A 25,450-nucleotide genomic window follows, 5' to 3' on the forward strand; every position below is an offset into this window, starting at 1 on the left:
GCCGATAGAGTCGCGCTTATGCGACGCTATCCATTCGTCACCATCGATGTCTTCAGCTCAACGCCGCTGGCGGGAAATCCGCTCGCCGTTTTCACCGACGCTCGCGGGCTGAGCGACGCCGAGATGCAGGCGCTGGCGCGCGAAATGAATCTGTCGGAGACGACGTTCGTTTTTCCCCGTGAAGCAGCGCTCGAACGCGAACGCGGCGTGCAGGTTCGAATCTTCACGATCGCCGAAGAGCTGCCATTCGCGGGCCATCCGACGCTCGGCACTGCCTACGTGATCGCCAGGGCGCAGAGCGCAAATCGAGTCGTGCTCGATCTGAAAATCGGACCGGTGCCGGTGAACTTCGAGCATCGCAACGGACTGATGTTCGGCGAAATGACGCAGCGAGAACCGGAGTTCGGCCAGACTCATCGCGCCGAAGACGTCGCGCAGGCCTCAGGCGTAGCGCTCGACGTGATCGACGCGTCGCTGCCGATTCAGACCGTCAGCACCGGCGTCCCTTTTTCGATCGTTCCGCTAAAGAGCATCGCGGCCGTGCAAGCACTGCGCATCGACATTCGGCGCGCGTCTGCATACCTCGAAAAGATGGACGCGTTTTCGTTCTACTTCGTCACGCGCGAGGTGGAAGACCAAGCCGCGCGCCTGCACGCCCGCATGCAATTCATCGGCGGCGACGATCCCGCGACGGGCTCCGCGGCAGGATGCACCGCAGCCTGGATGGTCCGCAACGGAGTCGCGCAGCCCGAAGAGCAGGTCCTCATCGAGCAAGGCATCGAAGCCAATCGCCCAAGCCAAATCTTCGTCCGCGCCAGCAAGACCGGCGATCAAATCCACAACGTGAGAGTCGCCGGCCACGTAGCAGAAATAATCACCGGCGAAGCCACCCTGCCGTGAGCCCCGCGGCGCCCGAAGAAAAATAGTGGGGCGGGCGTCCCTGCCCGCCGCTAAGATGGCGCGTTGCGCGCCGTCCATTCTGAGAAAACTGGCGCGGGAAGGGCGCGCGAGCAAAATCGGCGTCGATTACGCGCCCAGATTCAGCGCTTCGCGGGATTCTGCGCCGGCTACGCCGCCGCTCGAGATCGCTACGCGCACAGGGCCCAACTTGCGATGACCCATCAATCCGCCAACGAACGCGACCACGTTCACCGCATTGATGATCCAGAAAATCACCATGCAGAATTTCGCCGTCCCCGGCAGTACCGGCCGTAGCAGCGCGGCTGAGCATGCGAGCCCGAGTGGCGAGCCGACGATGCCTGAAAGATGGAACACGATTCGTTTCCATCGCGGCTGCGCGAGATAGGTGCCGAAGCGAATTTTGAAGCGCGGCTCAGCCTTGCCTTCGAGATACGCGTAGTCCGAATTGATCCCGAGCCACGCGCCCGTTCCGACTTTGACCAGCGGCTGGAACGTTGTGGTCCAGACGGCGGCCCCCAGCAGCCCAAAGATGAAGGAGCCTGCCGCGACGCCGATCGCGAGCAGCACCGCGCCGCCTACCGTCGCGGCACCCTCGATCAGCAGCGCCCGCGCGAGCGGCATCGTCGCGCGACCAGTGCGCATGTGCAGCTTGCGGCTGACGCGGCTGGCATCTTCCGCGAGCGCGCCGCGCACGTCGTCGGGCTGATTGCGCGCCGCGCGCACGAACCTGTCCCACGGCCCGGGATGATAGTTGCCGGCGTCGATCGATGTTTCGATTTGCCCAAGCTGCGCGCGCAGATCAGCCTCGGTTGGCTCAGGGCGAATTGCGGTCACTTCGATATCTGGCATCGCAAGGGCCTTACCACCGCATGAAGGCCGCGACCAGGAACGCGACGATCAGCAGCAGACCGAATTCCATGTGCAGTTGAACCGATCGGAAAAGTGCGAGGTTGAGCTTCTTCGGCTCAGTCTCTCGCATCACGATTCGCAGCTGATCGAGCGCGCGCGGCAGCGAAATGAAAACCGCAAGTGACGTCCATGGCAGCTTGTGCGCGAAGGTCGCGATCAGCACGGTCGCGTAGGCGGCGATATCGAGCGCGGCGAGCTCGCGATTCGCTCCGGCGCGGCCCAGAATCGTTGCGAGCGTACGCTTGCCGTGGCGCGTGTCGGTATCGATATCGCGGATATTGTTGGCGTGCAGGATTCCCGCGACCACGAAGCCGAGCGGAATCGAGGCCCACAGCGCCGTCCACGAAAAACTCCCGGCCATCACGAAGTAGGTGCCGAGCACGATCACCGGCCCCATAAAGATGAAGACCGTGAGCTCGCCGAGCGCGATGTACGCGAGCGCGACCGGCCGCGCGGTGTAGAAATATCCCGCGAGTACGCTCGGGATGCCGAGCCACAGAATCGGCCATCCCGCGAGATAAACCAGCCAGAGGCCGATTGCCGCGCCGATCGCGAACGCGGCCACGCCGCCAAACCACACCTGGTCGGCGGAGAGCAGGCCGCGCTGGATTACCATGCTGGGGCCGAGCGACTGCTCGAGGTCGGCCCCGCTTCGATAATCGTAGTAATCGTTGATGAGATTGGTCCCGGCCTGGATCGCCATCGCGCCCACCAGCGCGAGCAGCAGCCGCAGCGGCGCAAAGAAACCGGCGCGCGCCGCGATCGCCATGCCGAGCAGCACGGGGATCGCCGCCGCCGTCAGCGACATCGCGCGGATGGCCTGGAACCAGATTGCGAGCGCGCCGGGACGCGCCCCTCCACCGGGAATTGCAGATGCCTCAGTCATAAAATCTAGACTATGACCTTTGCTTCGCGCAGACGCGAGATTTCCTCGGATGACATCCCGAGGAGTTCAGTTAACACTTCGTCGCTATGCTCGCCCATCATCGGCGAGCCCCGGAAGTCGGGCTCCATCGCGCTGAAGCGCACCGGCAGGCCTGGGATCTTGCGCGCGCCGACTTCGCCGTGACCGAGAGTAACCAGAGTCCCGCTCGCGATGAAGGCGGGATCCTTGACCAACTCCGCACAGGCATAGACAGGACCTGCCGCGAGATCTCGCTCGCGCAGCTTCGCAACGAGCTGATCGCGGTCGAAGTTGCGCGTGCGCGCGGCGATCTCGCGCTCGAGCGAATCGACGTTGTGAAGCCGTCCGCTGACCCGCGAGTACATCGGATCAGACGCGAGCGAAGGCACGCCGAGCGCCTCAGCCAGCGCGGCGAATTCCTGGTCCGATGCGATTGCGACCGCAATCCACTTGTCGTCGCCCGCGGTCGGGAACACGCCGTGCGGCGCCATCGACTCGTCGCGATTTCCAATCGGACCCGGGTCGCGCTTGTTCAGGAAAAAATCCATCATCGCCTCGGGCATCATCGTCGTGACCATCTCGGCCATCGAGAGATCGAGGTACTGCCCCTCGCCGGTTTGCTCGCGATGATAAAGCGCGGCGAGCAGAAAGAAGACCATGCCCGTGCCGACGGCGAAGTCGGGCCACGTGCCGCCGATCCCGCACGGCCCCGAATCAGGATAACCCGTGATGTGACACAGGCCCGCGAAGGCCTGAGTCGTCGGGCCGAAGCCGACGGTCTTTGCAAACGGCCCGTCCTGTCCGAGCGGAGTGCCGGACATCATGATGATGTCCGGTTTCACTTTGACGAGGTCGGCGTAGCTAAGGCCGTACTTCGCCATGTTGCCGACGGTGTAATTCTCGGTGACGATGTCACTCTGCGCCACGATGCGCCGCGCGATCTCTTGCGCCTCGGGCGTTGCGAGATTGAGCGTCAGGCTGCGCCGCGAGTAATTGATCGAATGGAACACGCCGCTGCGATTGGGGCCGACCACGCCGTCGGTGCCGGTGAGGAATCGCACCAGGTCGGGCGCGCGCATCGATTCGATGCGAATCACATCTGCGCCAAGCGCTCCGAGCCAAGCCGTCGCGTGCGGCACGGCGAAGATCCAGCCGAAGTCGGCGATGCGAATTCCTTCGAAGGGCAGCTTGCTCATCAGATCGCACCCTCCGACGCGAGCGCCGTCAACTCGGTGTCAGCAAGCCCCAGGCGCTCGCCGAGGATCTTGCGATTATGCTCGCCGAGGCGCGGCGCGCCGCGTACGATTCGCCACGGCGTGCGGCTGAACTTGCACGGCGCGCCGGGCATCGTGACCTCGCGCTCCGCCTTGTGATCGATCTCGACGAAAAAGCTGCGTGCCTTGTACTGCGCGTTGGCCGCGACTTCGGCCGGCGTCTGCACCGGGAAGCAGGGCACGTGCTCGGCCTGGGTGCGCTCGAAGGCTTCCTTGCGCGTGACATCGGTGAGCCAGTCGACCAGGCCCGCCTCGATCGCATCGACATTCAGCGCGCGGCTCGCCACGTTGCCGAGCAGCTCCATATTCATCCACTCGGGATTGCCCATCGCGCGCTTGGCGCCCTGCCAGAAACGCTCCGTGCCCGCGTTGAAGCTCACCCATCCGTCTTTGCACGGATAAACCCACTGCGCGCCAGTCTTCTTGCGCATCGTGAGCCGCTGGTAGCCCGCGGACTCCACCGCCTCATGCGAATGGATGCCGAGCATCGGACGCATCATGCTCACCATGGCGAGCCACTGGTTCACATCGACGTGCTGCCCCGCGCCGGTCTTGCGCCGCGCGAACAGCGCGCACATCGCAGCCGCCGCCGCGGTGTATCCGGTGAGATAATCCGTCTGATGCCCGCCGGCCTTGAGAGGAGGCTCCTTCTCGAGGTCGGTGACCTGGTGATACGGCGTCTCCCAGCCGACGCCGCTCATGTGGGTCGCGATCAAATCGCCGCCGCGCAGATTCTGATATGGCGATTCCGCGCCGAAGAACGTTGTTGACGCCACGATTAGCTTCGGAAAACGCGCAGTCAACGTACGCCAATCGATCCCGAGCCGCTCGCTCTGCGCGGGCCGATTCGGGTTGATGACAATATCGGCGCCCTCGAGCAGTTTGAACAATATTTCGCGCGCGCCGCGATGCTCGAGGTTGAGCGTCACGCTCAGCTTGTTCGAATTGAGAAAAAGATGAAGGCCGCCCGTTTCGGGGTCGGGCATCTCATCGCGAAACGGACCGAGCGCACGCTCCTGCGCGCCGCCGCGCGGCGGCTCGATCTTGATTACTTCAGCGCCAAAGTCGGCGAACGACTTCGCCGACATCGCCGCCGCCATGAACGGCATCGTGTCGAGGCACGGCAGCTCGACGACCCTGATTCCATCAAGCGCGCGCGGCGGTTGGCGATATTCTTCAACCTGGGCCACGGCTCACGCTCCCGGCCTGATACGTTCGATCACGTCGAACAGTTCGTTCATCGAGTTCATCACGAAGTCAGCGCGATACTGTTTGTGATTCACGAGATGCACGTAGGACGCGGCGCCGGTCGCAACGGCGATCTTGGCGCCATAGCCAGCGTTGCCCGCCGCCATGATGTCGCGCGGCTCGTCGCCGACGTAGACGCAGACGCGCGGATGAATGCCGGCGCGAATCGCAGCCTGCTTCAGGCTCTCGCTCTTGTCGAGTGCGCGCAGCGAACCAGTGGTCTGGGTAATGACGAAATCGAGATGCGAGGCGAGTCCGACCATCGCGAGCTTTTCGACGAGCGTCTGCGATTCTCCGGGACGGCTCGTGATCACACCGGTGGCAAAATCGCGGCGCTTCAGCTCGGCCAGCGTTTCGGCGACATGCGGCAGCACCTCGAGGCGCTCGGTGCGATCGACCTCGGCCATGAAGTACGCGAACGCGAGCTTGAAGAGCTGGGGGCGAATCTCTTCGGGGATATCCGCCCAGAAATCGTCGCGCTTCATCTGCTCGTGATAGCGCTCGCGCGTGAGCGGCGGGCCGTGCCCGACCTCGTCGAGGGCGTTGCGCGCCGCGATATAGAGCGGACCATGGATATCAACGAGCGTGCCGTCGAGGTCGAAGAACACAGCTTTGAAATCGGATGAAGGCAATGGATTCTCAGCGCGCCAGCGGAAGCGATCTCGTCACCCTTTGAACATCGTTGTCTCGATAGTTGTCAAGCGCCCCGCACGGGAGGCGCCGCGAGAAGGAATTGCCCCTCGCCCGCATCTGAAATTGCGAGCGCCATTCCGCTCGATCTCGCGCAGAGCGCGGTCGTAATCGCGAGCGACGCTGCATCAGCCTCGTCGAGCGACGTTGGAACGGAAATAGCGATATCCAGGATCCGCGCCAGACGCCGCAGAATCGCGATTCTCACTGCGAGCGCGCTTCGATCTGACTTCGGCGGCAGCTCGACGCGCGGCGGCTTCCACAAGCTGAACGCGAGGTACGGATAGCCTTCGTAGGTGCGCACGCCGAGCGTATCGAGCGCGAGATGGGTCGCGAATCCAGCGAGCATGAAGCGCGTGAAGAGCCGTCCGCGCGGCAGCGGCGCGACGTTGCTCGCAAGTGGGGACTTGCCGAAGATACGACGCGCGATCGCGACGAGATGCGGCTTGCATTGCGGATCGGCGGTGAACGCCTCGAACTCAGCGAGCTTCGGCGTCGGGAACATCGACAACCTGTTTCCACGATCCGCGACGATTCGCCTCAACGCCAAATCGATCTTGCGTTGCGCGGAACCAGATGCGAGTGGAAGGCGCGGCGCGTCGACGATCGCGATCGTATCGCGAGCCGGGAGGTGCGCTCTCAGAGCGGCCGCCAGCGATTCGACTGGATCGCCAGCGCTTAACCGCAGATCCATTCGCGAATACTCGAGCCTCGCCGCGCGCGGCGCGAGGACCGCGAGATCGAGGAAATCCTCGCCGACGTCTATCCCGACGAGCGCATCGCGCCGTCCGATTGCGACGCGCCTGACATCTGCGGATAGAGCAACTGGTACTCGCGGCGCCCGCCGATTACCCGCTTGACGTAGTTGCGCGTCTGTTTGTAGCCGATGTTCTCGACCCATTCGTCGTTGTCGCCGGGAAACTGCGCCATCCATTTCTGCACCGCGTGCTCGCCGCCATTGTAGGCCGCCACGACGTGGAATTCGTTGCCCGAGAAGAGTTGCATGAGATTTTTCAGATAGGTCGTGCCGAGCGCAACGTTCACCATGGGATCGTAAAGGTTGATGTTCTCGGGATCGATGCCCGCCTCGGGCGCCTCGCGCCGCGCCGTGAACGACATCAACTGCATCAGGCCGCGCGCGTTGGAAACCGACGTTGCGAACGGATTGAAAAGGCTCTCCTGGCGTGCGAGTGCGACGACCAGCAGCGGATCGAGTCCGCGCTGCCGCGCGTCTTTCGCGAACAGATCCCAATACGCACGCGGATACCGCACGCGCTCGGCTTCGTCGTGGCCGATCTCGTTACGCGCCGCCATCTTGGTTGCCGTCGTGATCGCGTCGTACCAGGCGCCCGCGTTCTCGAGGCCGGCCAGCACGAACATCCTGAGGTTGCGCGAATTGCCGCCCTTCGCCGCGATCGCCTGCAGCTCCGCCGGCTCGAGATCCTTCAGCCCGAGCGCCCGCAGCGCCTGCCATCGCTGAAGATGAAACTCCGCGGGAGCGGCGATGGGAGGCACGCCGGCGTACGCGGGATCGAGCGCCGATGCCGCAGGCAAATCGACCGCGACACCGCCGAGGCGGCGGCTTGCGAGCTCGGGGTAATAGTTCGTGTCGGTGCTGCTCGCGAGCTGAGTAAAAATCTGGCGTGCGGCTTGCGCCTGGCCGTTCTTTTCCAGCGAGCGCGCGCGCCAGTACGCAAACATGTCGCGCTCCTGCGGATCGTCGCTATGCGCGTGCTTGAATGCATCGGCGGCGGCGCCATAGCGACGCGCCATATAAAAGGTCCAGCCGATACGGAAGCGGCCGTCTGACGCCTCGTCGCTGCGCGGATAGCGCGCGTCGAGCCGCCGATACGTCGCGCGCGCCGCGTCGAACTTTTTCTCTTCCTCGAAAATCCGCCCGATGCGGTAGAGCGCTTCGGGCGCAAGCTCGCTCGACGGAAAGTCAGCGGCCAAGCGATTGAACATCGCGAGCGCGTTCGCATAGTCGTCCTCATGCCAGTAGAGCAGGCCGAGATCCGTGAGCACACGCGTCGCGCTTGGCCCGTGCGGCGCGAGCGCCAGGTACGCGAGCAGTTCGCGCTTCTGCGCAGTCGGATTCGACTTGTACGATTGCGCAACGATCCAGGTCAGCTCAGCCCGCACCGGCATCGGGGGTTCGAACGCGAGCGCCGCGCGCGCCTGTGTGCGCGCATCATCGAGCTGCCCTTCCTCGATCAGCAGCGCGGCTTCACTGCGGTGATAGTCGAGAGTGTCGGTCGCTTCGACCCCGGGATGTTGCAGCAAAATCTCGTATGCGATCGTGCGCGCCTCGACGTCCTCGTCGGACTTGGGATAAAGGTCGCGCACCTTCATCGCCTCGTCATACGCAGGTTTGAACTTGCCGAGCGCGAGCAGCGCGCGCGCTTCCGCGACACGCCCCTGGCGCTCCAGCGCCTCGTCGGGAGCGTTCGCGACAAGGCGAGCTGCCGTCGCGGCCGCATCGTCGTTGAGCCCCAGCTTGAGCTGCGCCTGTGCCAGCTCCAGCATCGCGCGCGGCGTGAGCACGCTCTGCGGAAATTCCTGCACGAGCTTTGTATATGCAGCCGCGGCGCCCGCGGTCTCGCCCTGGTCGCGCTGGGCGCGAGCGAGATAAAAGAGCGCATAGTCGGCGAGCGTCGGATTGTTTTCGGAGGCAAGCCTTAGCTGCTCGACGGCGCGCGTGTAGTCGCGCGACTTGTAGGCGTTGTAGCCGTCGGCGAATGGATCGCCGGACGACGAGGCTCGCGGCGAGGCCAGAAGCGTGGCGGCAAGGGCAACGGCGGAGAGGATCGCGATCGTGGCGCGGCGCGCGCGCTTCATTTCCATCTGATCTGGGTTAGCCGATGAATCGCTTCTGTTCAATTCCACCCGGCTAATCGTTCGTTCATCGCCATGCTTGCCCGGCCCGGCGCGCTCTGAAAAATTCGTCACCGGCTTGATACTCTCGAAACCGCGATGACTACGAATGTGATCCTTGCCTCGGGCTCGCCGCGCCGGCGCAACCTGCTGCGTGCCGCGGACATCAGCTTCGAGGTCGTCGAGAGCGGCGTCGAGGAGCTATGCGGCCAGGGCGAAGAGCCCGGCGACTACGCGCTGCGTCTCGCGTCGGACAAGGCGCTCGCCGTTTCGTCGCGCTATCCGGATGCGCTCGTCATCGGCGCCGATACGATCGTGTACTGCGAAGGCGAGCTCCTCGAGAAACCGTCGTCTCCCGACGACGCACGCCGGATGCTGGAGAAGCTCTCGGCTAACGTACACGTTGTGATCACAGCGTTTGCGATCGCACGCGGCGGAGCCATCCTCGAGCGCGAGCCAGTGAGGAGCCGCGTCACCTTTCGCCCGCTGACGAGTGGGGAGATCGCGGATTACATCGCAAGCGGAGAGCCGTTCGACAAAGCCGGCGCATATGGAATCCAGGGGCACGCCGCGAGCTTCATCGCGCACGTCGATACCGAGCGTGACAACGTGATGGGACTGCCGACCGCGCGCGTCGTCGCGGCGCTAAGGCGTCACGGGTACACGGGCTGATGCGGCCAGCGCAGGAGATCGCACGGCGCTATGCCGAAGTGCGCGAGCGCGTCGCCTCCGCGGCGAAACGCTCGCATCGCGAGCCCTCGGGAGTGACGCTCGTGCTCGCGAGCAAGACGCAGCTGTCCGATGCGATCGCGGCGGCCTACGCGGCGGGCGCGCGCGACTTTGGCGAAAACTACGTGCAGGAGGCGCTGGGCAAGCAGGAAGCGCTGCGCGCGCTCAACATCCGCTGGCATCTCATCGGCCATCTGCAAACCAACAAGGCCAAGGTCGCGGCGTCGGCGTTCGAGCTGATTCACAGCGTCGATTCAATTCGCGTTGCCGAAGCGCTCACGCGTGCACGGCCAGCTCCTCCCGTGCGTGCATTGATCGAAGTGAACCTTGGAGGTGAAGCGAGCAAGTCGGGCGCAGCGCCGGAGAGTGTCGAAGCGCTGATCGACTCGGAGCGCGGCAAGATTGATATTGCAGGGCTGATGACGATTCCACCTCCGGGCGAGAATCCCGGAGCGTCGCGGCGTTACTTTGCCGAGCTGCGGGCGATGGGCGAGCGGCTTGCGGCGCGAACCGGGCTTGCGCTAAGCGAGCTTTCGATGGGAATGACGGACGACTTCGAAATCGCGATCGAGGAAGGCGCGACCATCGTGCGCGTCGGGCGGGCCGTGTTCGGCGAGAGACAGCGATGAAGAAAATCGGTTTCATCGGCGGCGGCAACATGGCCGAGGCTCTGGTGCACGGGCTTATCGCGAAGAAAGTCTTTAAGCCCGCCGATATTATCGTGGCGGATGTCGCGCCCGAGCGGCGGCGCAAGCTGGCGCGGCAGTACAAAATCGCCGCGACGGCCAGCAACCTCGATGTGCTGCGCGAGGCCGCGACGATCGTGCTCGCGGTAAAGCCCCAGCAAATCGACGCCGTGCTGCATGAGCTTGCGGCCGGCGATGCGAAGCCTAAGGCAAAAGCGAGCAAACTTTTCATCTCGATCGTGGCCGGCGTTCCGATCGCGCGGATGGCGGCGGCGCTCGGCGTGAGCTCGCGCATCGTGCGCGTGATGCCGAACGCGCCCGCGATGGTCGGGCTCGGGATGGCGGCGTTGGCGCGCTCCAAGGGCGCTTCCAGAGCCGACGAAGCGCTCGCGCTCAAGATTTTCAACGCGGTCGGCGACGCGCTCGTAGTCAAGGATGAAAAGCTGCTCGATGCCGTTACGGCGCTGTCGGGCAGCGGCCCGGCGTATGTTTACCTGTTCGCCAAATCGCTCGCCGATGCGGCGATCAACGAAGGGATCCCGGTCGAGCTGGCGCTGCGGATGACGCTGCAGACGATTCGCGGCGCGGAACAGGTGATGCGCACCTCGAAGCAAACGCTCACCGAGCTGATTCGCGTCGTCGCGTCTCCCGGGGGCACCACCGAGGCGGCGCTGCGTCGATTCGTTGAAACCGGCTTTTCTGATATTGTTGCGGGCGCACTTCACGCCGCCGCGGCACGCTCGCGCGAGCTCGGCCGCGGACAGCATTAACCGGTAGTCATCGTGTACGCCTGGACCAACCTCATCGTCTTTATCGTCAACGTCCTTCAGGGGCTGCTGCAGCTTTACTTCTGGGTCGTGATTATCGCGGCAGTGCTGACCTGGATCGAGCCCAATCCCTACAACCCGATCGTGCGCTTCCTCTACGGAGTGACCGAGCCCGTTTTCGACTGGGTGCGCGAGCATCTGCCGGTGATCTTCGGCGGTATCGATCTTTCGCCGATCGTCGTAATCCTGGCCATCGAGTTTCTCCAGCAGTACCTGATTCCGACGGTCGCTCGCGCACTGATGACCGGCTTCGCGTGACGCCGCCCTGGCTGCGGTCTTCGGTTGATACCGTAACGATCGAAGTCGTGGCGCGGCCGGGAGCTTCTCGCAGCGGATTTCATCGCGTGACGCCGCAAGGCGTCGTGATCGGAATCAACGCAGCGCCCGACAAGGGCAAGGCAAACACCGAGCTTATCGCGTTCCTCGCTAGAGAGCTCGGGCTGCCGCGCAGCTCGGTAACGATCCTCAGAGGCGAATCCTCGCGCCACAAGACGATTCGTGTCGAATCGGCGTCGCCGCTCGAGCTCGTCAATCAATTGAAGCAACTCCTGGATCCGCTTCAAACAGGCGAATGAACGGCGAAGGCTGCACCTTCGCGTTGACACCCTTCGGCTGAGTGATTAGTTCATTGATAGGCAGGAACAGTCTCTTGCATTAGCAGTCAGGTTCGTCAAATGCCAATCTACGAGTACAAGTGCAATAAATGTGGCGTGTTCGAAGTGATGCAGAAAATCAGCGATGCGCCGCTGAAGAAGTGCCCGACGTGCAAGGGCAAGGCCGAGCGTCAGATTTCCAACACTTCGTTCGTGCTCAAGGGCAGCGGATGGTACGTCACGGATTACGCGCGCAAGGATAACTCGGGCGGAGCCAAGTCAGAATCGTCGGAGAGTTCTTCGAGCTCGACCAAGGATTCGAAAGAAAGCTCCAGTTCGACGACCAAGGAAGCCTCGAGCTCGTCGTCGGATTCCTCGGCTAAATCCGATTCGTCAACCAAATCCGATTCCTCAACCAAATCGGGAAGCGCCGCGGCTAAGTAACGTCGTTAAGTCAACGATCGATTTCGAAGCCGCGGGCTGGAAGTGCTCGCGGCTTTTTTGTTTGAATCGATGCGCTGGCGATACGCCGGCTCCGATTCATGCAAGCACTCGTATTCGAAAACCAACTCGAGCTCCGCGGCGACTATCCTGACCCGCTGGCGGTTCATGGCGAGAGCGTTGTGCGCGTTGCGCTGGCAGGAATCTGCGGCACCGATCTCGAAATCGCGCGCGGCTACATGTCGTTCAAGGGCATCCCGGGGCACGAGTTCGTCGGCCGCGTCGTCGAGACTCACAACGCTGAACTGCGCGGCAAGCGCGTCGTCGGCGAGATCAACGCCGGATGCGGAACCTGCCGCGAATGCGAACACGGAATGGCGCGGCACTGCGCGACTCGCACCGTGCTCGGTATCGTTGGCCGCAACGGCGCGTTCGCCGATTACCTGCGTCTGCCCGATCGGAATCTCATTGCGGTTCCCGATTCGCTGCCCGATGAGATGGCGGTGTTCGTCGAGCCGATCGCGGCGGCCTACGAAATTTTCGAGCAGCTCAGCCTCGATCGCGACAAATCGATCGTGATACTCGGCGACGGACGCCTCGGCGCGCTCGTTGCGATGGCATTCAAAGCCGAGGGCTACGAGCCGCTCGTCGCAGGACATCATCGCGACAAGCTCGAACGGCTCGGCGAACTGCAAATCAAGATCACCGAGGAATTTGCGCTCAACGGCAAGTTCGACGTCGTGGTCGATTGCACCGGGCAGGGCGTGGGATTTCAGCGCGCGATCGATATCGTCAAGCCGCGCGGCACGATCGTCCTCAAAAGCACTGCGGCGGCAGGAGCGCAGCTCAACCTGGCGCCAGTCGTGATCAATGAAATCACAGTGCAAGGCTCGAGATGCGGCCGGTTCGCCCCCGCTCTGGAAGCGCTCGTGGCAGGCCGAATCGACCCGCGCCCGCTAATCGATCGAACCTTCACCCTGAGCGACGGCCTCCGCGCAATCGAAGCCGCGGCAGAGCCATTTCACTTCAAGATCCTGCTGAAACCTTCGTGAGACTCCGGGCTCGCTAAATCACGCCGTCGTCGCGGAGGCGTTTTGCGGTTGCCGCGTCGATTCCGAGATCGCGGAGCACATCGGCGTTGTCCGCTCCCAGAGCGGGGGCGCCGGTGCGGATTGTGATCGGCGTGCGCGAGAATTTTGCCGCCGGGCCTGTGATGGGGGTCGATGTGCCCTCGTGCTGAGGGACGTCGAGCAGCATATCGCGCTCGATCGTGTTGGGATCTTCGGCGGCTTCCGCGTATGTGCGAACCTTTGCGCATGGGATTCCCGCGATGGCGCACTCCTGGACCGCCTCGTTAACGGTGCGCTCGGCGAACCATGCTGACCACAGTTCGTTGCATCGCGCGCGATTACCCACCCGGCCGGCCACTGTCGCGAAGCCCTCGTCGTCGGCAAGCTCCGGATGCCCCAGCATCTTCGCGAGCACCTTCCAGTGCGTATCGAGGAGCACACCGGCCATGACTGTCTCGCCGTCGCGACACTGATAGGTGTTGGTCGGAATCGAAAACCAGAACTCGTTGCCATATCGCTCGAGTGGAAGGCCGAGCTTGCCGAGCGAGAGATAACCGTTGGACTGGAACAGCATCGCATCGAGCATCGCGACGTCGACGTGCTGCCCTTCGCCGGTTTGATCGCGATGCCGCAGTGCCGCGAGCGCGCCGATCGCGCCGTGCAATCCGCCGAGGTCGTCGCATAGAAATGTCGGCGCCTTGCTCGGATGGCCGTCGCGCGCGCCGTTGAGCGACATGAACCCGCCCATCGCCTGCGCCAGCGGATCGTACGCGACGCGATCGTGAATCGGCCCCCACTGGCCGAAGCCGCTTATCGATACGTACACGATGTCCGGCTTCACCGCACGCACCGCCTCGTAGCCGACGCCCCATTTATCGAGCGTGCCGGGGCGGAAGTTCTGCACGATTACGTCGGCGGTCGCCGCGAGCTTGAGATAAATGTCGCGGCCCTCGGGCTTGCGCAGCTCGAGCGTCATGCTGCGCTTGTTGCGGTTCACGGTGGCCTGCAGAAAGCTCACCGGCGGATTCGTTCCGGGCAGCATAGGCGGAACGCGCCGCGCGACTTCGCCGGTGGGCGCTTCGATCTTGATCACATCGGCGCCGAGGTCGGCGAGGATACAACTGCACATCGGTCCCGCCCAACTGGTTGTCACGTCGAGCGCGCGAATGCCGTGAAGCGGTCCGGTCAGATCGCGCCGCGCGTTGCGATAGAACTCCGCCTTGTCCATAGCGTTCCTCCGAAGTCCGCCGATCGTAGTCGGTCGCGACCCGATCACCAACCTCTGAGTGGCGTGATCGCGCCGCGCCGGTTAGCTTCGAAGGATGGCCGAGCAGCAGTTCTACGTGGGGATTCATGGCGTGATCGCAAATCGCGGCAGGATGCTGGTGTTGAAGCGCGCGCCGGAGATGCCGTACAAGCCGGGAAGCTGGGACCTGCCGGGAGGACATCTCGCGATTGGCGAGACCTTCGAAGAGTGCCTGCTGCGCGAGGTGAAAGAGGAGACCGCGCTCGACGTCACGATCACGGGCCTGGTCGGATTGCATTCGATGGAAGCGGAGCCGTACCTGCAGGCAATCTACTCATGCAGACTGACGGTGTTTCAGAAAATCCAGTTGCGCGAGGGCGAGCACGTCCAATCGGAATGGGTGACGCCCGAGGAACTCGGCAACTTCGAGATGATCCCGTATCTCGAGCGAGTCCTGAAGCGCGGCATGCTCAAGTTTGTGAAGTAGGCGATCTCCGTGTCAGCGCGGCATCATGCGTCCGCGCCAGTAGCCGAAGAAGTTTGCGCACTCGAGTTCGTGATAAACGGCGCGCTCGCGATCTCCGCGTATCGTCGCCGCGGCCATTCTCAGTGCGTTGCGGACGAGCTTGTCGATTCGATTGTGGCTGCGGCCGCCGGTGATCGCGCTGCCGATGCCGTAGGCGAAGCTCTTGCGGCGCAGATACGCGCGCGTCATCCGTTCCGGCGGAATCAGGTGATGCACGATCGCGCGTGGCGCAAATCCCATCCGGCCGCCCTTTGCGATGATGCGCGCGTACAGTTCCGTATCCTCGCCCGAGATCGGATTGCCGCCGACGACGCCGAGATCCTCACGAAACTTGCCGAAGCGATCGATCGCCGAGCGGCGGATTCCCATGTTCGCGCTGAAATAGTTGGCGAGGGTTTCCACCTCGGCGAGCGGCGCGCGCTCGATCGCGATGCGATCGTGAACTGCCAGCTTCACCCAGAGGCTCGTGCCGAGCCACGCGGGTGGCGGCGCGGTCCATCGCGGCAGCACCATCCCGCAGGCGGCGTCGAGGTCGCGGTTCTCGAGCGCGGCGAGCATCTGCGCGGCCCAGTCAGGCTCGGCGATCGCGTCGTCGTCGATAAAGAGCACGAAGTCGGCTTTTGTTTCCTCGAAAGCGCGATTGCGCGCGAAGCTCGAGCCGAGCCGCGATTCGAAAACTCCGCGCAGCGGTATCGACGAACTGGTTGCGATTTCTGTCACGACGCCAGCGGTGTCGTCGGTCGAGCCGTTGTCGATCACGACACATTCAGCCTCGACTTCAGTGGGCAACCGCTGCGCGATGACGCTCGCGAGCGTGTCGCGCAGCGTCGCCGCGCGGTTATGGGTCGGAATCGCGATGGCGAGCGTGGTCATAAGGGAAGCGCGCGATATCCATAATAGCCGAACCGCGCCGGAGGCCGGAAAATCCGGCTCGCGGCGCGGTTCGGGATTTGCCCTATGCGATCCGCCGTCAGTTCGTCTTCGCGGGTGCTGCTGCCGATGCGGCCGCGGCCGGCGAAGCGGCGGCTGCTGGTGAGCCGCCCGCCGCGGGCGAACCTCCCGCTGCTGGCGACGCTCCCGGCGAGGGCGAAGCGCCCGGCGACGGGGCCGGCTTGGGCAACGGCGCCGTCGATTGCGTGAACACGATCGACGTCACGTTCAGATCGGGCGTCCCCTTCATCTGGATGTCCGAGGGCGCCGTCAACCGGAAGCCGAAGCTGCGCGTCTCCCCCGGCACGAATGGCAGCACGGGGCGTGCGAAGTCGGTGAACTCGAGCGGCGTCGCCACCGGCGTGTGAACTTCCGAGAACACTTCCTTCTTTTTCTTGCCCTTGCCTTCGTAGTAGGTGACGGTGAACTGCACCTCGTCGATCGCCTTGTCGCCGGCGTTGGTCATCTTGCCGAAGATGCCTGGCGTGCGCGATGCACCCATCTTCATGTCAACGTCGGTAAGCGTGATCTTCGGGATGTAGGCTTGCGCGTCGGGCATCTGCTTCTGGATGTTCTGGATATCGGCGAGCTCGCGGCCGTACATGAATTTCAGGCCGAGCGTGCCGGTCGACTGCTCCTTGTCGAGCTCATCGAGCATCTTCTGATAGGCCGCGACCGCCTTGTCGTAGTCGTGCTTGTGGTAAAGCTCGACGGCGTCCTTATGCTCCTTGACGATATTTTCCTGGAACGGAAAATCGACTTTCAGTTTCCATTCACCGCCCTGGTTGGCGAAGACCATATTGTCGTCGTAGGAAACCTTGGGAAAGCTGTTGTCGTTGAGCTGCTTCTGCGCGGTCTGATCGGGCGTATCGTTGGGTCCGATCGTGGCGTCGATCGTGCGCTCCCAGAGCGCGAGATCGGGCTGCGTCACCTTGACCGACACGGTGGCGTTGTCGCCGTCGATCTTTTCCTCACCCACATCGTATTGGTAGGCGCGCAGGATCCCCTTGAACCAGTCCTTACTGACGTCGGGCGCCATCGGGATCTCGCTGAGGAACTGGTCGATCGTGCGATCGACCTGGTCCTGGTGCGTGAGCGCGTTGTAGCAGCCCGGGTAGTTGTAGAGTTTGAGGTTGTCGAGATAATTCTGGGCCGCATTTTTCGGCGTCTTGCCCGCGCATCCCGCGAGCCCAATCGCGCAAATCGCGATGACCGCAGCCAATGGAGCCTTCGACGGTCGCTTGATCATTATAAAAGTCTTCCTCCCCGCAGGCGGTAACCGGCGTAAAACGTCTCGATTCTAATGTCGCTCATGCCAAAAACAAGTCATCGCGCGCCGAAAAAGGCTGCCCGTTCGATGGCGCGGACGCCGCGCGGGCGCTACTTCGGTATCTGCTTGAGCTCGACGACGTTGCCTTCAGTATCGTTAATATAGATCGAAAGGCCGGTTCCTCTTGCGCCATAGCGCTCTGCGGGTTCGCCTAAGACGTTTATGCCTCGCGCGCGCAGATGACGCGCGACCTCGTTCATGTCGTCGGCGACGATACCGAGGCAATAGTGATCGACGTTGGGCGCCTTCTGCTCGCGCTCCCTGGTCGGCAGCAGATCGACGAGGCCCGAGCCTGCCCGCAGTTGGATGAGCCCCAGCGAATCGAGGCGCCGCTCTTCGACGAGGCCCAGCTCCTGCGTGTAGAAATCGTACGCGCGCTTTTCATCGAGACAGCGCAGGACCACGTGATCCAGTTCACCGACTTTGAATGGCATCGACATCGAAAATATCTCCAGCTACAGGACTCGTCGCGATTGTTGATCGCATGGGCGGCGAATGAAACTGCCGGGTTGATCTCGCCACCAGCCGCGCCTGATGATCTCAAGCGGCGATGACCGACCACCACCTCCTGACGCTCCTCATCTTCGCGATCACCTACGCGGTTATCGCTCTTGGCGAAATTCCGTTCTTCAGGATCGATCGCACCGGCGCGGCGCTCGCGGGCGCGGTCGCGATGGTCATCTCGGGCGCGCTCAGCGAGAACGCCGCCGAGCACGCGATCGACGTGCACACGCTGGCTCTTCTGCTCGGCATGATGCTCGTGGTTGCGAATCTGAGGCTCTCGGGCGCCTTCGCGCTGTTTGCGCGTGCGATGCTCGCGCGGGCGCGATCGGGTCACGGGATGCTCGCGATGACGATCGCGGCGGCAGGAATCCTCGCCGCGTTCTTCATCAACGATGTCGTCTGCATCGCGATGACGCCGCTGGTGATCGATGCAGCGGCGGCCGCGGAAGTGGATGCCGTGCCGCTCCTGCTCGGCCTCGCGACGGCGAGCAACATTGGCAGCGCGGCGACGATCACGGGCAATCCGCAGAACATGATCGTCGCGGGCTTCGCGCATCTCGGCTACTTGCCCTTTTTATTGCACCTGGCGCCCGCTGCGATTGTGGGCCTCGTCGTGAATTACGCTGTGATTGCGATCATCTATCGCGAGCGGCTGACCTCAGCTCGTCTTGCGAATGGCGTCGCGATGCGGCCGCCGCGCGTGCTGCGTCCGCTGATGATCAAGTCGTCGCTCGTCGCGCTCGCCGTGCTTGCGATGTTCATGCTCGGGTACCCGACGCATCTCGTGGCGCTCGCCGCGGGTGCGTTCCTGCTCTTCTCGCGCCGCATCAAGCCGGCGCGCATCTATGCGCTCGTGGATTGGACGATGCTCGCGATGTTCACGGGCCTCTTCGTCGTGGTCGCGGGACTCGAATCTACAGGATTCGCCCCCGCGATGCTGAAACTGGTTGGCGCGCAGCGCCTTACGAATCCCATCGCGCTCACCGCGGTCGTCGCGGTGCTGTCGAACCTCGTGAGCAACGTGCCGGCGGTGCTCTTGTTCCGGCCGCTCTATCCGATGCTCGGCGGGAGCCGCACCGTCGCGCTTCTAATCGCGAGCGCAAGTAGCTACGCGGGGAACCTCACGGTCGTGGGCTCGATCGCAAACCTGATCGTGATCGAGCAGGCGCACCGTCGCGGCGTGCAGATCAGCTTTCGCGATTACCTGCGCGTCGGCGTGCCGATCACGATCGCGACGCTCGCGATCAATACTGCCGTTCTGTGGCTGTGGCCGTAGCGTCCTGCGGGCGCGGCGGAAACGAGAGCCGCACCACTTCGGTCGCGGCCACCGCGTCGCCGACCATCCTCGCAATATCGAAATGCGACTCCGCCGCTTCGACTTCGGCGAGCCGCGCGTGAGTCTCGGGATGGGCCGGTACGAACAGTGTGCAGCAATCCTGGTCGGGCAGAATTGAAGTCTCGAAGGTGCCGAGCGCGCGCGCCTGGTCGATGATCTCGTTCTTGTCCATCCCGACCAGCGGGCGCAGGATCGGGAGCGACGCGGCGTTTTCGATCACCGCCATGTTCTCGAGCGTCTGCGACGCGACCTGGCCGAGGCTCTCACCCGTGACGAGCACGGTCGCGTTGATACGCGCTGCGAGCGCACTCGCGATTCGCATCATGAAGCGGCGATAGAGCACGACGCGCAACGGACGCAGCGTGTGCGCTACGATCTCGCGCTGCAGGATTCCGAAGGGCACGAGAATCAGCGTCGCCTGCCCCTGGTAACGCACGAGATGCGCTCCCAGCTCGATCGCTTTTTCCTGGCTCGCGGCGGAGACCAGCGGCTGGCCATGGAAGTGCACATAGTTGAGCCACAGCCCGCGCTTCATCATCCGATATGCCGCGACGGGCGAATCGATTCCGCCCGAGAGCAGCGCCAGCCCGCGGCCCGCGACCCCGACCGGCAATCCGCCCGGGCCGGGCAGCTTGCCCGCTGAAACGTAGGCCGCCTCTTTCATGATCTCGATCGAAATTGTCAGCTCGGGATCGTGCAGATCGACCTTGAAGCCGAGCGCATCGACGATGGCGCCGCCGACCTCGCGATCGATCTCGGGCGAAGTCATCGGAAACTGCTTGTCTTCGCGCTTGGTGCGCACGCAGAACGAGCGCGGCGAGAAGTTGCGCGCACGTGCGATCGCCTCGCGCGAGATCGCGTCGATCTCGCGTTCGACCGGGTAGGAGAGCGAAAAATTTTGCAAGCCGAAGACCAGCCGTGCCCGCGCGATCGCGGCTTCATCGCTCAGCTCGTCGGGCAGCGGCACGATGAGCCGCGGGCCGACGCTGCGCATCTTGCCGAGGCGATAGTCGGCGAAGATGTGCCGCGCGTTGGTCTTGACCTGGTTCACGAAGCGCCACTGGTTGCGGCCCTTGAGCGCAATCTCGTGATATCTGCCGATCAGAAAACGCATCGCCAGTGAGCCTATGGAACGCGGCCTCGAAAAACCAGTTGCGATGCTTGCAAAAATGCTCGCGTGCGCGATTAGTTAAGCAGTCTGCGAGAACCCAATGAGCACGGCATCCGAATTCAACCAGCACCTCGAGCGCATCAGCCAGGCGCTGGGCCGCGTCGAGGTGCCGCCGCGCGAGGCCCTCGCCAATAATCGCAACGCCGCCGCGGTGCTGGTGCCGCTCTTCGAGCGCGAAGGCGAGATGCACGTCGTCTATATCCGGCGCTCCGATCACGTCGAGAGCCATCGCGGGCAGGTCGCGTTTCCGGGCGGTCGCGTCGATCCCGTCGATCGCACTCTGCTCGATGCGGCGCTGCGCGAGGCGCACGAGGAAGTCGGTATCCCGCCGCGCGAGGTGCAAGTGCTGGGCGCGTTTCCGACGCAGCATACGACGGCGACCGGGATCACTGTCGCGCCGTTCGTCGGCGCGATTCCCGCCACGCTCGCGCTTACGCCCGAGCCCAAGGAAGTTGCGGAAATTTTCCACGTGCCGCTGAGCGCATTGCGCAGCCCGACCTACCGCGGCGAGTACGAATGGAAAATCAATGGCACGGCGCGCCAGTTTCCAGCGATCCTCTACGGCGGTCAGACGATCTGGGGACTGACGCTGCGCATCACGATGAACCTGCTCGAAATCCTCGATCAGCAGTGAGCGTGGCGCTTGTATTTGCACTGACGATGTAATATCTTTGCGGCCATGGGTGCCGCGATAAATCCTCCTCCTCAGACCGACGGCCGGATCGCGCGCAGCCAGCGCACGCGCGTGGCGGTCGTCGATGCTCTGCTTGAACTCCTAAACGAAGGCGACCTGCAGCCGACCGCGCAGCGTATCGCGCAGCGCGCGAACGTCTCGCTGCGATTGGTTTTTCATCATTTCGAGGATCTCGAAACGATCTACACCGAGGTGCAGCGGCGGCAAATCGAACGCACTGCGCCGATGTTCCTTCCTGCGATCTCGCCCACTGCGCCGCTGAACAAGCGGGTCACCGAGCTTGTCGCGCAGCGCACGCGGATCCTCGAATTCATTTCGCCGGTGCGGCGGCACGCCGTATTGCGCGCGCCTTTTGCGCCGACGATTGCCAATCTGCTCGCAGGGGCGCGTGAGATGGCGCGCGATCAGATCGCCGAGGTCTTCGAGCGCGAACTGATCGCGATGCCTGCCGCGGAGCGCCGCGATGTGTTGAATGCGCTCGCAGTCGCGATGTCGTGGGAATCGTGGGAGTTCATGCGCCGGCAGCAAGGCCAGTCCGAAGCCGACGCGCGGCGCGTGATGGAACGCACCATCCGCGCGCTGCTCGCCAAACGCTCGTAATCACAGGGGGAAATCTCCATGGGCCGCAATATTCTTTTTATCACCACCGATCAGCAGCGCTTTGATTCGCTCGGATGCAACGGCGGCAAGATCGCGAAGACGCCGGTAATCGATGGGCTCGCCGCCAACGGGATCAACTATCGCCGCGCCCACAACCAGAACACGGTCTGCATGCCGGCGCGCGCGACGATGATCACGGGACAGTACGTGCGCACACACGGCGTGTTTGCCAACGGAATCGCGCTGCCGCCCGACGCACCAAGTATCGCGGGCTGGCTTCATGAAAAGGCCGGCTATCGCACCGCGCTGCTCGGCAAGGCCCATTTCGAGCCGGCGTTCGACATGCAGGGCCGATGGTTCGAGAACACGATGGCGCGTAAGGATTCGACCGGACCGTATCGCGGCTTCGAGCGCATGGAACTCGCGATGCACGCGCCGCTCAACGGATGGCATTACTCGCTGTGGCTGCTCAACAACTATCCGAATGAGATCGGCGGCTTTGCTCCGTTGCTCAGCGCGCTTGCGGGCGGCGATACCGGAGCGCCCGAGGTCAAGTACAACCCGATTCCGCGCGAGCACTATCACACCGACTGGGTCGCCGACCGCACGATCGCGTTTCTCGATTCGCTCGATCCGAACGAGAACTGGTTCGTCTGGATGAGCTTCCCCGACCCGCACCATCCGTGGGATCCGCCCGAGAAAGAGGCGCGGCGAATCAACTGGCGCGATCTCGATCTGCCCGAGGGCTATCCCGGTTCGCGCGAGAAGATCGAAAAGATCCTCGCGCAGAAGCCGCGTCATTGGCTCGATTGGTACGAAGGCCGCTATCGCAACTTCGAAGGCGGCCCGGTCGCGTTCATCCCCAAGTCGCTCACCGAGGATCAGATTCGCGAAGTCAACGCGATGACTCATGTCGAGAACGAGCTAATCGATCAGGCCTGCGGGCGCGTGCTGAAACGCGTCGCCGAGCGCGGATGGGAAACCAACACCGACGTTATCTTCACCACCGATCACGGCGAGTTGCAGGGCGACTTCGGCCTGCTCTACAAGGGGCCGTATCATGTCGACGCTCTCATGCGGCTGCCGATGATCTGGCGGCCCGCGTCGGCGGCGAAAGTCGCGCCCGCGATTGTCGATGAGCCCGTCGGCCAGCTCGATCTCGCGCCGACCTTCTGCGCTATCGCCGGCGCGCCGATTCCCGAGTGGGTCCAGGGCAAGATGCTGCCGACTGCGCCGGGCTCGGGGCGTGAGCGCGTCATCACAGAATGGGACAGCCAGTTCAAGCAGGTCGGGATGCATCTGCGGTCGATCTGCCGCGACGGCTGGGTCTGCACCGTGTATGAAAAATCGACCACCGATATCGGCTACGATCTCGCGCAGGTGCCGCGGATGCTGGCGGGCGGCGATTTCCCGCAACCCGAGATTCGCTACGACGGCACCGAGGGTGAGCTCTATAACCTCGCCGAGGATCCGAAGCAGTGGCGTAACCTGTGGAGCGACCCGGGTTATCAGAAAGTCAAGTCCGACCTGATTGCCGACCTCTACGACAACCTGCCCAAGCCGCGCAGCCCGATGCTGCCGGTAGAGGCGCCCGCGTAGCGAGGAGAGACTTCGATGAAGCAGCTCAAACTGGTCGGCGCTTTCGGCTCGCCATACTCGCGCAAGATGCGCGCGGTGCTGCGCTATCGGCGTATCCCGTTCACCTGGATCATGCGCGGATCGAAGGACGATGTGGAAATTCCCGCGGTCCCCGTCGCGCTTATCCCGGTGATCGTTTTCCCCGGCGAAGGCGGCAAGCCCGACGCGGCAATGGTCGATTCGACGTTCCAGATCAAACGCCTCGAAAAGGAGTTCACCGAGCGCTCGCTGGTGCCGCGCGATCCGGCGCTCGCATTTCTCCAGGAGTTAATCGAAGACTACGGCGACGAATGGTTGACCAAGCCGATGTTCCATTATCGCTGGAAATACGCGGCTGACATCCACAAGGCGTCGCATATCCTGCCGCTCGATCGGGACTTCAACCTGAGTCCGGAAGCGATCCAGAAATCGTCGCGCTATATCGCCGATCGTCAAATCGAGCGCCTGCGCTTCGTCGGCTCCAACGATTTGACGACGCCGGTGATCGAGGACAGCTACCGGCGGCTGCTGGCACTGCTCGATGCGCACCTCGTCGCGGGTCATCGCTACCTGATGGGGGCGCGGCCGGGCGTCGGCGACTTCGGTCTTTTCGGACAGCTCACGCAGCTCACGCAATTCGATCCGACGCCGGCGGCGATCGCGATCACCGCTGCGCCGCGCGTCGTGTCGTGGGTCTCGAATCTCGAAGATCAACATTCGCTCGAGGTCGAGGATTCAGGCTGGATGAGCCGCGCGCAGGCCACTGATGCGCTGCGCGGGTTCTTCGTCGAGATCGGCCGCGTGTACGCGCCGTTCCTGCTCGCCAACGCGCGCGCATTGCGCGCCAAGGCGGAGAAGGTCGAATGTGAGATCGACGGCCGCCCGTGGGTGCAGCAGCCGTTTCCATACCAGGGCAAATGTCTCGGATGGCTGTGCGAGGCGCGCGCCGCGCTCGACTATAGCGATCGCAGGTTCGTCGACTCGGTCCTCGATGGTACAGGCGCCGAAAAGATCTTCAGCGAATCGATCTAGGCAACACCGGCGAGTGCCGTCATCCTCGAATAAACGAGGATGACGATGCATCAGACTGTTCGCATACCGACGCTCGAAATCGCATACGAGGCGAGCGGTCCGCCAAATGGCACGCCTGTGGTGCTGCTTCACGGCTGGCCGTCCGATCCGCACGACTACGATGGCGTCGCACCGGCGGCCGCGGCCGCGGGATGCCGCGTGCTGGTACCCTGGCTGCGCGGATTCGGTCCGACGAAATTTCTCGATCCCGCCACGCCGCGCTCGGGCCAGCAGGCCGCGCTGGGCGCCGATTTGCGCGACTTCCTCGATGCGCTCGCGATCGATCGCGCGATCCTGTGCGGCTACGACTGGGGCGGACGTGCGGCATGTATCGTCGCGGCGCTGTGGCCCGAGCGCGTGCGCGCGCTGGTTTCGATGACTGGCTATAATTTGCAGAATATCCCTGCATCGGGACGGCCTGCGCCCGCCGACTTCGAGCATCGGCTCTGGTACCAATGGTACTTCCAGACCGAGCGCGGACGCACCGGCCTCGAGCGCAACCGGCGCGATGTCTCAAAGCTGCTGTGGCGGCTATGGTCGCCGAACTGGCGCTTCGATGACACGACGTTTGAGGCAACGGCAACTAGTTTCGACAATCCCGATTTCGTTGCGGTAACGATCCAGTCGTATCGGCATCGTTATGCGAATGCGCCGGGCGATCCCGCGCTCGAGGAAATCGAGACGCGGCTTTCGGCGCAGCCCACGATCGCCGCACCGACGATCGTGCTGCACGGCGCCGAAGACGGTGTCGCACCGCCCCAGACCTCCGAGCATCACGCGCGCTATTTCACCGGCAACTACGAGCGCCGCGTGATCCCAGTCGCGGGCCACTTCATCTCGCGCGAAGCCCCCGCGGCCGTCGTCCAGGCAATCCAGGATCTGCTCTGAATCCTGAAATCCCTCGCCCGTATATTCGTGCTCGCGCTTCGATCAGCACCCTCACCGGCCTGACGCGCTTCCGCACGGACGTCCCCAAAGTATTTGCTTTCAGGCCTTGACTAAATGAATGATTCAGTTATATTTACATCTATGACGCAGCGACTGGACGCTGCTTGAACTCGGAAGGAGAAACCACGATGGCTGCAATCAGCAAGATCTCTTCACTCACCCATTATGGCCGTGAAACCCAAAATCAGGAGTCGCGCAACTGCTTCGCGCTTGGACTGCGCATCAGTGAACTGCCGGGAGCAGCGTTCGCCGCGATCACCCTGTTCTACGTTGTCGCCGAACTGGCGAAGTTGGCGTGGTAGAATATTGAC

28 protein-coding genes are annotated in these 25,450 nt (G+C 63.4%); 16 read left to right on the forward strand and 12 right to left on the reverse strand.

Annotation, left to right across the window (positions count from 1 at the left end):
• Positions 1-18: 18 nt before the first annotated feature.
• Entirely contained in the window at positions 19-900 is an 882-nt protein-coding gene (locus tag VMA09_04695; GenBank protein ID HUA32879.1) for a PhzF family phenazine biosynthesis protein, read from the forward strand.
• Between the two features lie 126 nt (positions 901-1,026).
• On the opposite strand, the gene VMA09_04700 is transcribed toward VMA09_04695, so the two are convergent.
• From VMA09_04700 to VMA09_04730, 7 genes are all read right to left on the reverse strand, one after another.
• Positions 1,027-1,770, reverse strand: a complete 744-nt coding sequence (locus VMA09_04700) for a hypothetical protein (GenBank protein HUA32880.1) — start codon at positions 1,768-1,770, stop codon at positions 1,027-1,029.
• A 10-nt stretch (positions 1,771-1,780) separates the two neighbouring features.
• Complete coding sequence (menA, locus tag VMA09_04705; GenBank protein HUA32881.1) at positions 1,781-2,716, reverse strand: 1,4-dihydroxy-2-naphthoate octaprenyltransferase; 936 nt, start codon at positions 2,714-2,716, stop codon at positions 1,781-1,783.
• A 5-nt stretch (positions 2,717-2,721) separates the two neighbouring features.
• Positions 2,722-3,930, reverse strand: coding sequence for a CoA transferase (locus VMA09_04710; GenBank protein ID HUA32882.1), 1,209 nt, complete (start codon positions 3,928-3,930; stop codon positions 2,722-2,724).
• A complete protein-coding gene (locus VMA09_04715) occupies positions 3,930-5,198 on the reverse strand; it encodes a CoA transferase (GenBank protein HUA32883.1) in 1,269 nt (422 codons plus the stop codon). The genes VMA09_04710 and VMA09_04715 overlap by 1 nt, the downstream gene beginning before the upstream one ends.
• A 3-nt stretch (positions 5,199-5,201) precedes the next feature.
• Entirely contained in the window at positions 5,202-5,888 is a 687-nt protein-coding gene (locus VMA09_04720) for an HAD family hydrolase (GenBank protein HUA32884.1), read from the reverse strand.
• Positions 5,889-5,953: 65 nt separating this feature from the next.
• The gene (locus VMA09_04725; GenBank protein ID HUA32885.1) at positions 5,954-6,640 is read right to left on the reverse strand and encodes a DUF429 domain-containing protein; all 687 of its coding nucleotides are present in this window, start codon (positions 6,638-6,640) and stop codon (positions 5,954-5,956) included.
• 68 nt (positions 6,641-6,708) lie between these two features.
• Entirely contained in the window at positions 6,709-8,790 is a 2,082-nt protein-coding gene (locus VMA09_04730; GenBank protein ID HUA32886.1) for a transglycosylase SLT domain-containing protein, read from the reverse strand.
• Positions 8,791-8,919: 129 nt separating this feature from the next.
• Between VMA09_04730 and VMA09_04735 the strand changes: the two genes are divergently transcribed.
• From VMA09_04735 to VMA09_04765, 7 genes are all read left to right on the forward strand, one after another.
• Positions 8,920-9,492 (forward strand): Maf family protein, encoded by a 573-nt coding sequence (locus VMA09_04735; protein ID HUA32887.1) that lies wholly within the window; start codon positions 8,920-8,922, stop codon positions 9,490-9,492.
• Entirely contained in the window at positions 9,492-10,178 is a 687-nt protein-coding gene (locus VMA09_04740) for a YggS family pyridoxal phosphate-dependent enzyme (GenBank protein HUA32888.1), read from the forward strand. Before VMA09_04735 ends, VMA09_04740 begins: the two co-directional genes overlap by 1 nt.
• The gene (gene proC, locus VMA09_04745) at positions 10,175-11,005 is read left to right on the forward strand and encodes a pyrroline-5-carboxylate reductase (protein ID HUA32889.1); all 831 of its coding nucleotides are present in this window, start codon (positions 10,175-10,177) and stop codon (positions 11,003-11,005) included. The genes VMA09_04740 and proC overlap by 4 nt, the downstream gene beginning before the upstream one ends.
• A gap of 12 nt (positions 11,006-11,017) precedes the next feature.
• The gene (locus VMA09_04750; GenBank protein HUA32890.1) at positions 11,018-11,320 is read left to right on the forward strand and encodes a YggT family protein; all 303 of its coding nucleotides are present in this window, start codon (positions 11,018-11,020) and stop codon (positions 11,318-11,320) included.
• A complete protein-coding gene (locus VMA09_04755) occupies positions 11,317-11,637 on the forward strand; it encodes a DUF167 domain-containing protein (protein HUA32891.1) in 321 nt (106 codons plus the stop codon). Before VMA09_04750 ends, VMA09_04755 begins: the two co-directional genes overlap by 4 nt.
• Positions 11,638-11,736: 99 nt before the next feature.
• A complete protein-coding gene (locus VMA09_04760) occupies positions 11,737-12,099 on the forward strand; it encodes a zinc ribbon domain-containing protein (protein HUA32892.1) in 363 nt (120 codons plus the stop codon).
• A 98-nt stretch (positions 12,100-12,197) separates the two neighbouring features.
• The gene (locus VMA09_04765; GenBank protein HUA32893.1) at positions 12,198-13,148 is read left to right on the forward strand and encodes an alcohol dehydrogenase catalytic domain-containing protein; all 951 of its coding nucleotides are present in this window, start codon (positions 12,198-12,200) and stop codon (positions 13,146-13,148) included.
• 13 nt (positions 13,149-13,161) lie between these two features.
• On the opposite strand, the gene VMA09_04770 is transcribed toward VMA09_04765, so the two are convergent.
• On the reverse strand, positions 13,162-14,394 hold the full coding sequence (locus tag VMA09_04770; GenBank protein HUA32894.1) for a CoA transferase: 1,233 nt from the start codon (positions 14,392-14,394) through the stop codon (positions 13,162-13,164).
• Between the two features lie 94 nt (positions 14,395-14,488).
• Here VMA09_04770 and VMA09_04775 point away from each other — a divergent pair, with 94 nt between their 5' ends.
• Entirely contained in the window at positions 14,489-14,899 is a 411-nt protein-coding gene (locus VMA09_04775; protein ID HUA32895.1) for an NUDIX hydrolase, read from the forward strand.
• A gap of 12 nt (positions 14,900-14,911) precedes the next feature.
• On the opposite strand, the gene VMA09_04780 is transcribed toward VMA09_04775, so the two are convergent.
• The 3 genes from VMA09_04780 to VMA09_04790 form a co-directional block, all read right to left on the reverse strand.
• A complete protein-coding gene (locus VMA09_04780) occupies positions 14,912-15,811 on the reverse strand; it encodes a glycosyltransferase (protein ID HUA32896.1) in 900 nt (299 codons plus the stop codon).
• A 97-nt stretch (positions 15,812-15,908) separates the two neighbouring features.
• Positions 15,909-17,117: a hypothetical protein gene (locus tag VMA09_04785; protein HUA32897.1), complete on the reverse strand. Its 1,209-nt coding sequence runs from the start codon at positions 17,115-17,117 to the stop codon at positions 15,909-15,911.
• Between the two features lie 131 nt (positions 17,118-17,248).
• Positions 17,249-17,632, reverse strand: a complete 384-nt coding sequence (locus VMA09_04790) for a VOC family protein (GenBank protein ID HUA32898.1) — start codon at positions 17,630-17,632, stop codon at positions 17,249-17,251.
• Between the two features lie 116 nt (positions 17,633-17,748).
• Between VMA09_04790 and VMA09_04795 the strand changes: the two genes are divergently transcribed.
• Complete coding sequence (locus tag VMA09_04795; protein HUA32899.1) at positions 17,749-18,978, forward strand: SLC13 family permease; 1,230 nt, start codon at positions 17,749-17,751, stop codon at positions 18,976-18,978.
• Here VMA09_04795 and thiI read toward each other — a convergent pair.
• Positions 18,947-20,152, reverse strand: a complete 1,206-nt coding sequence (gene thiI, locus VMA09_04800; GenBank protein HUA32900.1) for a tRNA uracil 4-sulfurtransferase ThiI — start codon at positions 20,150-20,152, stop codon at positions 18,947-18,949. The two genes, VMA09_04795 and thiI, sit on opposite strands and share 32 nt — an antisense overlap.
• A 97-nt stretch (positions 20,153-20,249) precedes the next feature.
• On the opposite strand from thiI, the gene VMA09_04805 reads away from it, so the two are divergent.
• The 6 genes from VMA09_04805 (at position 20,250) to VMA09_04830 (ending at position 25,441) form a co-directional block, all read left to right on the forward strand.
• Positions 20,250-20,843, forward strand: coding sequence for a CoA pyrophosphatase (locus tag VMA09_04805; GenBank protein ID HUA32901.1), 594 nt, complete (start codon positions 20,250-20,252; stop codon positions 20,841-20,843).
• 45 nt (positions 20,844-20,888) lie between these two features.
• Positions 20,889-21,503: a TetR/AcrR family transcriptional regulator gene (locus tag VMA09_04810; protein HUA32902.1), complete on the forward strand. Its 615-nt coding sequence runs from the start codon at positions 20,889-20,891 to the stop codon at positions 21,501-21,503.
• Between the two features lie 18 nt (positions 21,504-21,521).
• Positions 21,522-23,102 carry a sulfatase-like hydrolase/transferase gene (locus tag VMA09_04815; protein ID HUA32903.1) on the forward strand — a complete coding sequence of 527 codons (1,581 nt, stop codon included), beginning with the start codon at positions 21,522-21,524 and terminating at the stop codon, positions 23,100-23,102.
• Between the two features lie 15 nt (positions 23,103-23,117).
• A complete protein-coding gene (locus tag VMA09_04820; protein HUA32904.1) occupies positions 23,118-24,152 on the forward strand; it encodes a glutathione S-transferase N-terminal domain-containing protein in 1,035 nt (344 codons plus the stop codon).
• A gap of 45 nt (positions 24,153-24,197) precedes the next feature.
• Positions 24,198-25,079 (forward strand): alpha/beta hydrolase, encoded by an 882-nt coding sequence (locus tag VMA09_04825; GenBank protein HUA32905.1) that lies wholly within the window; start codon positions 24,198-24,200, stop codon positions 25,077-25,079.
• A gap of 188 nt (positions 25,080-25,267) precedes the next feature.
• A complete protein-coding gene (locus tag VMA09_04830; GenBank protein HUA32906.1) occupies positions 25,268-25,441 on the forward strand; it encodes a hypothetical protein in 174 nt (57 codons plus the stop codon).
• Positions 25,442-25,450 lie beyond the last annotated feature (9 nt).

It is taken from the genome of Candidatus Binataceae bacterium (assembly GCA_035508495.1).
GTDB lineage: Bacteria > Desulfobacterota > Binatia > Binatales > Binataceae > JASHPB01.

Bases quoted from the DNA above. Each gene is read 5' to 3' on its own strand.
- VMA09_04695 (HUA32879.1), top strand. From the start codon at position 19: ATGCGACGCTATCCATTCGTCACCATCGATGTCTTCAGCTCAACGCCG.
- VMA09_04700 (HUA32880.1), bottom strand. From the start codon at position 1,770: ATGCCAGATATCGAAGTGACCGCAATTCGCCCTGAGCCAACCGAGGCT.
- menA (HUA32881.1), bottom strand. From the start codon at position 2,716: ATGACTGAGGCATCTGCAATTCCCGGTGGAGGGGCGCGTCCCGGCGCG.
- VMA09_04710 (HUA32882.1), bottom strand. From the start codon at position 3,930: ATGAGCAAGCTGCCCTTCGAAGGAATTCGCATCGCCGACTTCGGCTGG.
- VMA09_04725 (HUA32885.1), bottom strand. From the start codon at position 6,640: ATGGATCTGCGGTTAAGCGCTGGCGATCCAGTCGAATCGCTGGCGGCC.
- VMA09_04730 (HUA32886.1), bottom strand. From the start codon at position 8,790: ATGGAAATGAAGCGCGCGCGCCGCGCCACGATCGCGATCCTCTCCGCC.
- VMA09_04735 (HUA32887.1), top strand. From the start codon at position 8,920: ATGACTACGAATGTGATCCTTGCCTCGGGCTCGCCGCGCCGGCGCAAC.
- VMA09_04740 (HUA32888.1), top strand. From the start codon at position 9,492: ATGCGGCCAGCGCAGGAGATCGCACGGCGCTATGCCGAAGTGCGCGAG.
- proC (HUA32889.1), top strand. From the start codon at position 10,175: ATGAAGAAAATCGGTTTCATCGGCGGCGGCAACATGGCCGAGGCTCTG.
- VMA09_04760 (HUA32892.1), top strand. From the start codon at position 11,737: ATGCCAATCTACGAGTACAAGTGCAATAAATGTGGCGTGTTCGAAGTG.
- VMA09_04765 (HUA32893.1), top strand. From the start codon at position 12,198: ATGCAAGCACTCGTATTCGAAAACCAACTCGAGCTCCGCGGCGACTAT.
- VMA09_04770 (HUA32894.1), bottom strand. From the start codon at position 14,394: ATGGACAAGGCGGAGTTCTATCGCAACGCGCGGCGCGATCTGACCGGA.
- VMA09_04775 (HUA32895.1), top strand. From the start codon at position 14,489: ATGGCCGAGCAGCAGTTCTACGTGGGGATTCATGGCGTGATCGCAAAT.
- VMA09_04780 (HUA32896.1), bottom strand. From the start codon at position 15,811: ATGACCACGCTCGCCATCGCGATTCCGACCCATAACCGCGCGGCGACG.
- VMA09_04785 (HUA32897.1), bottom strand. From the start codon at position 17,117: ATGATCAAGCGACCGTCGAAGGCTCCATTGGCTGCGGTCATCGCGATT.
- VMA09_04790 (HUA32898.1), bottom strand. From the start codon at position 17,632: ATGCCATTCAAAGTCGGTGAACTGGATCACGTGGTCCTGCGCTGTCTC.
- VMA09_04795 (HUA32899.1), top strand. From the start codon at position 17,749: ATGACCGACCACCACCTCCTGACGCTCCTCATCTTCGCGATCACCTAC.
- thiI (HUA32900.1), bottom strand. From the start codon at position 20,152: ATGCGTTTTCTGATCGGCAGATATCACGAGATTGCGCTCAAGGGCCGC.
- VMA09_04805 (HUA32901.1), top strand. From the start codon at position 20,250: ATGAGCACGGCATCCGAATTCAACCAGCACCTCGAGCGCATCAGCCAG.
- VMA09_04810 (HUA32902.1), top strand. From the start codon at position 20,889: ATGGGTGCCGCGATAAATCCTCCTCCTCAGACCGACGGCCGGATCGCG.
- VMA09_04815 (HUA32903.1), top strand. From the start codon at position 21,522: ATGGGCCGCAATATTCTTTTTATCACCACCGATCAGCAGCGCTTTGAT.
- VMA09_04820 (HUA32904.1), top strand. From the start codon at position 23,118: ATGAAGCAGCTCAAACTGGTCGGCGCTTTCGGCTCGCCATACTCGCGC.
- VMA09_04825 (HUA32905.1), top strand. From the start codon at position 24,198: ATGCATCAGACTGTTCGCATACCGACGCTCGAAATCGCATACGAGGCG.
- VMA09_04830 (HUA32906.1), top strand. From the start codon at position 25,268: ATGGCTGCAATCAGCAAGATCTCTTCACTCACCCATTATGGCCGTGAA.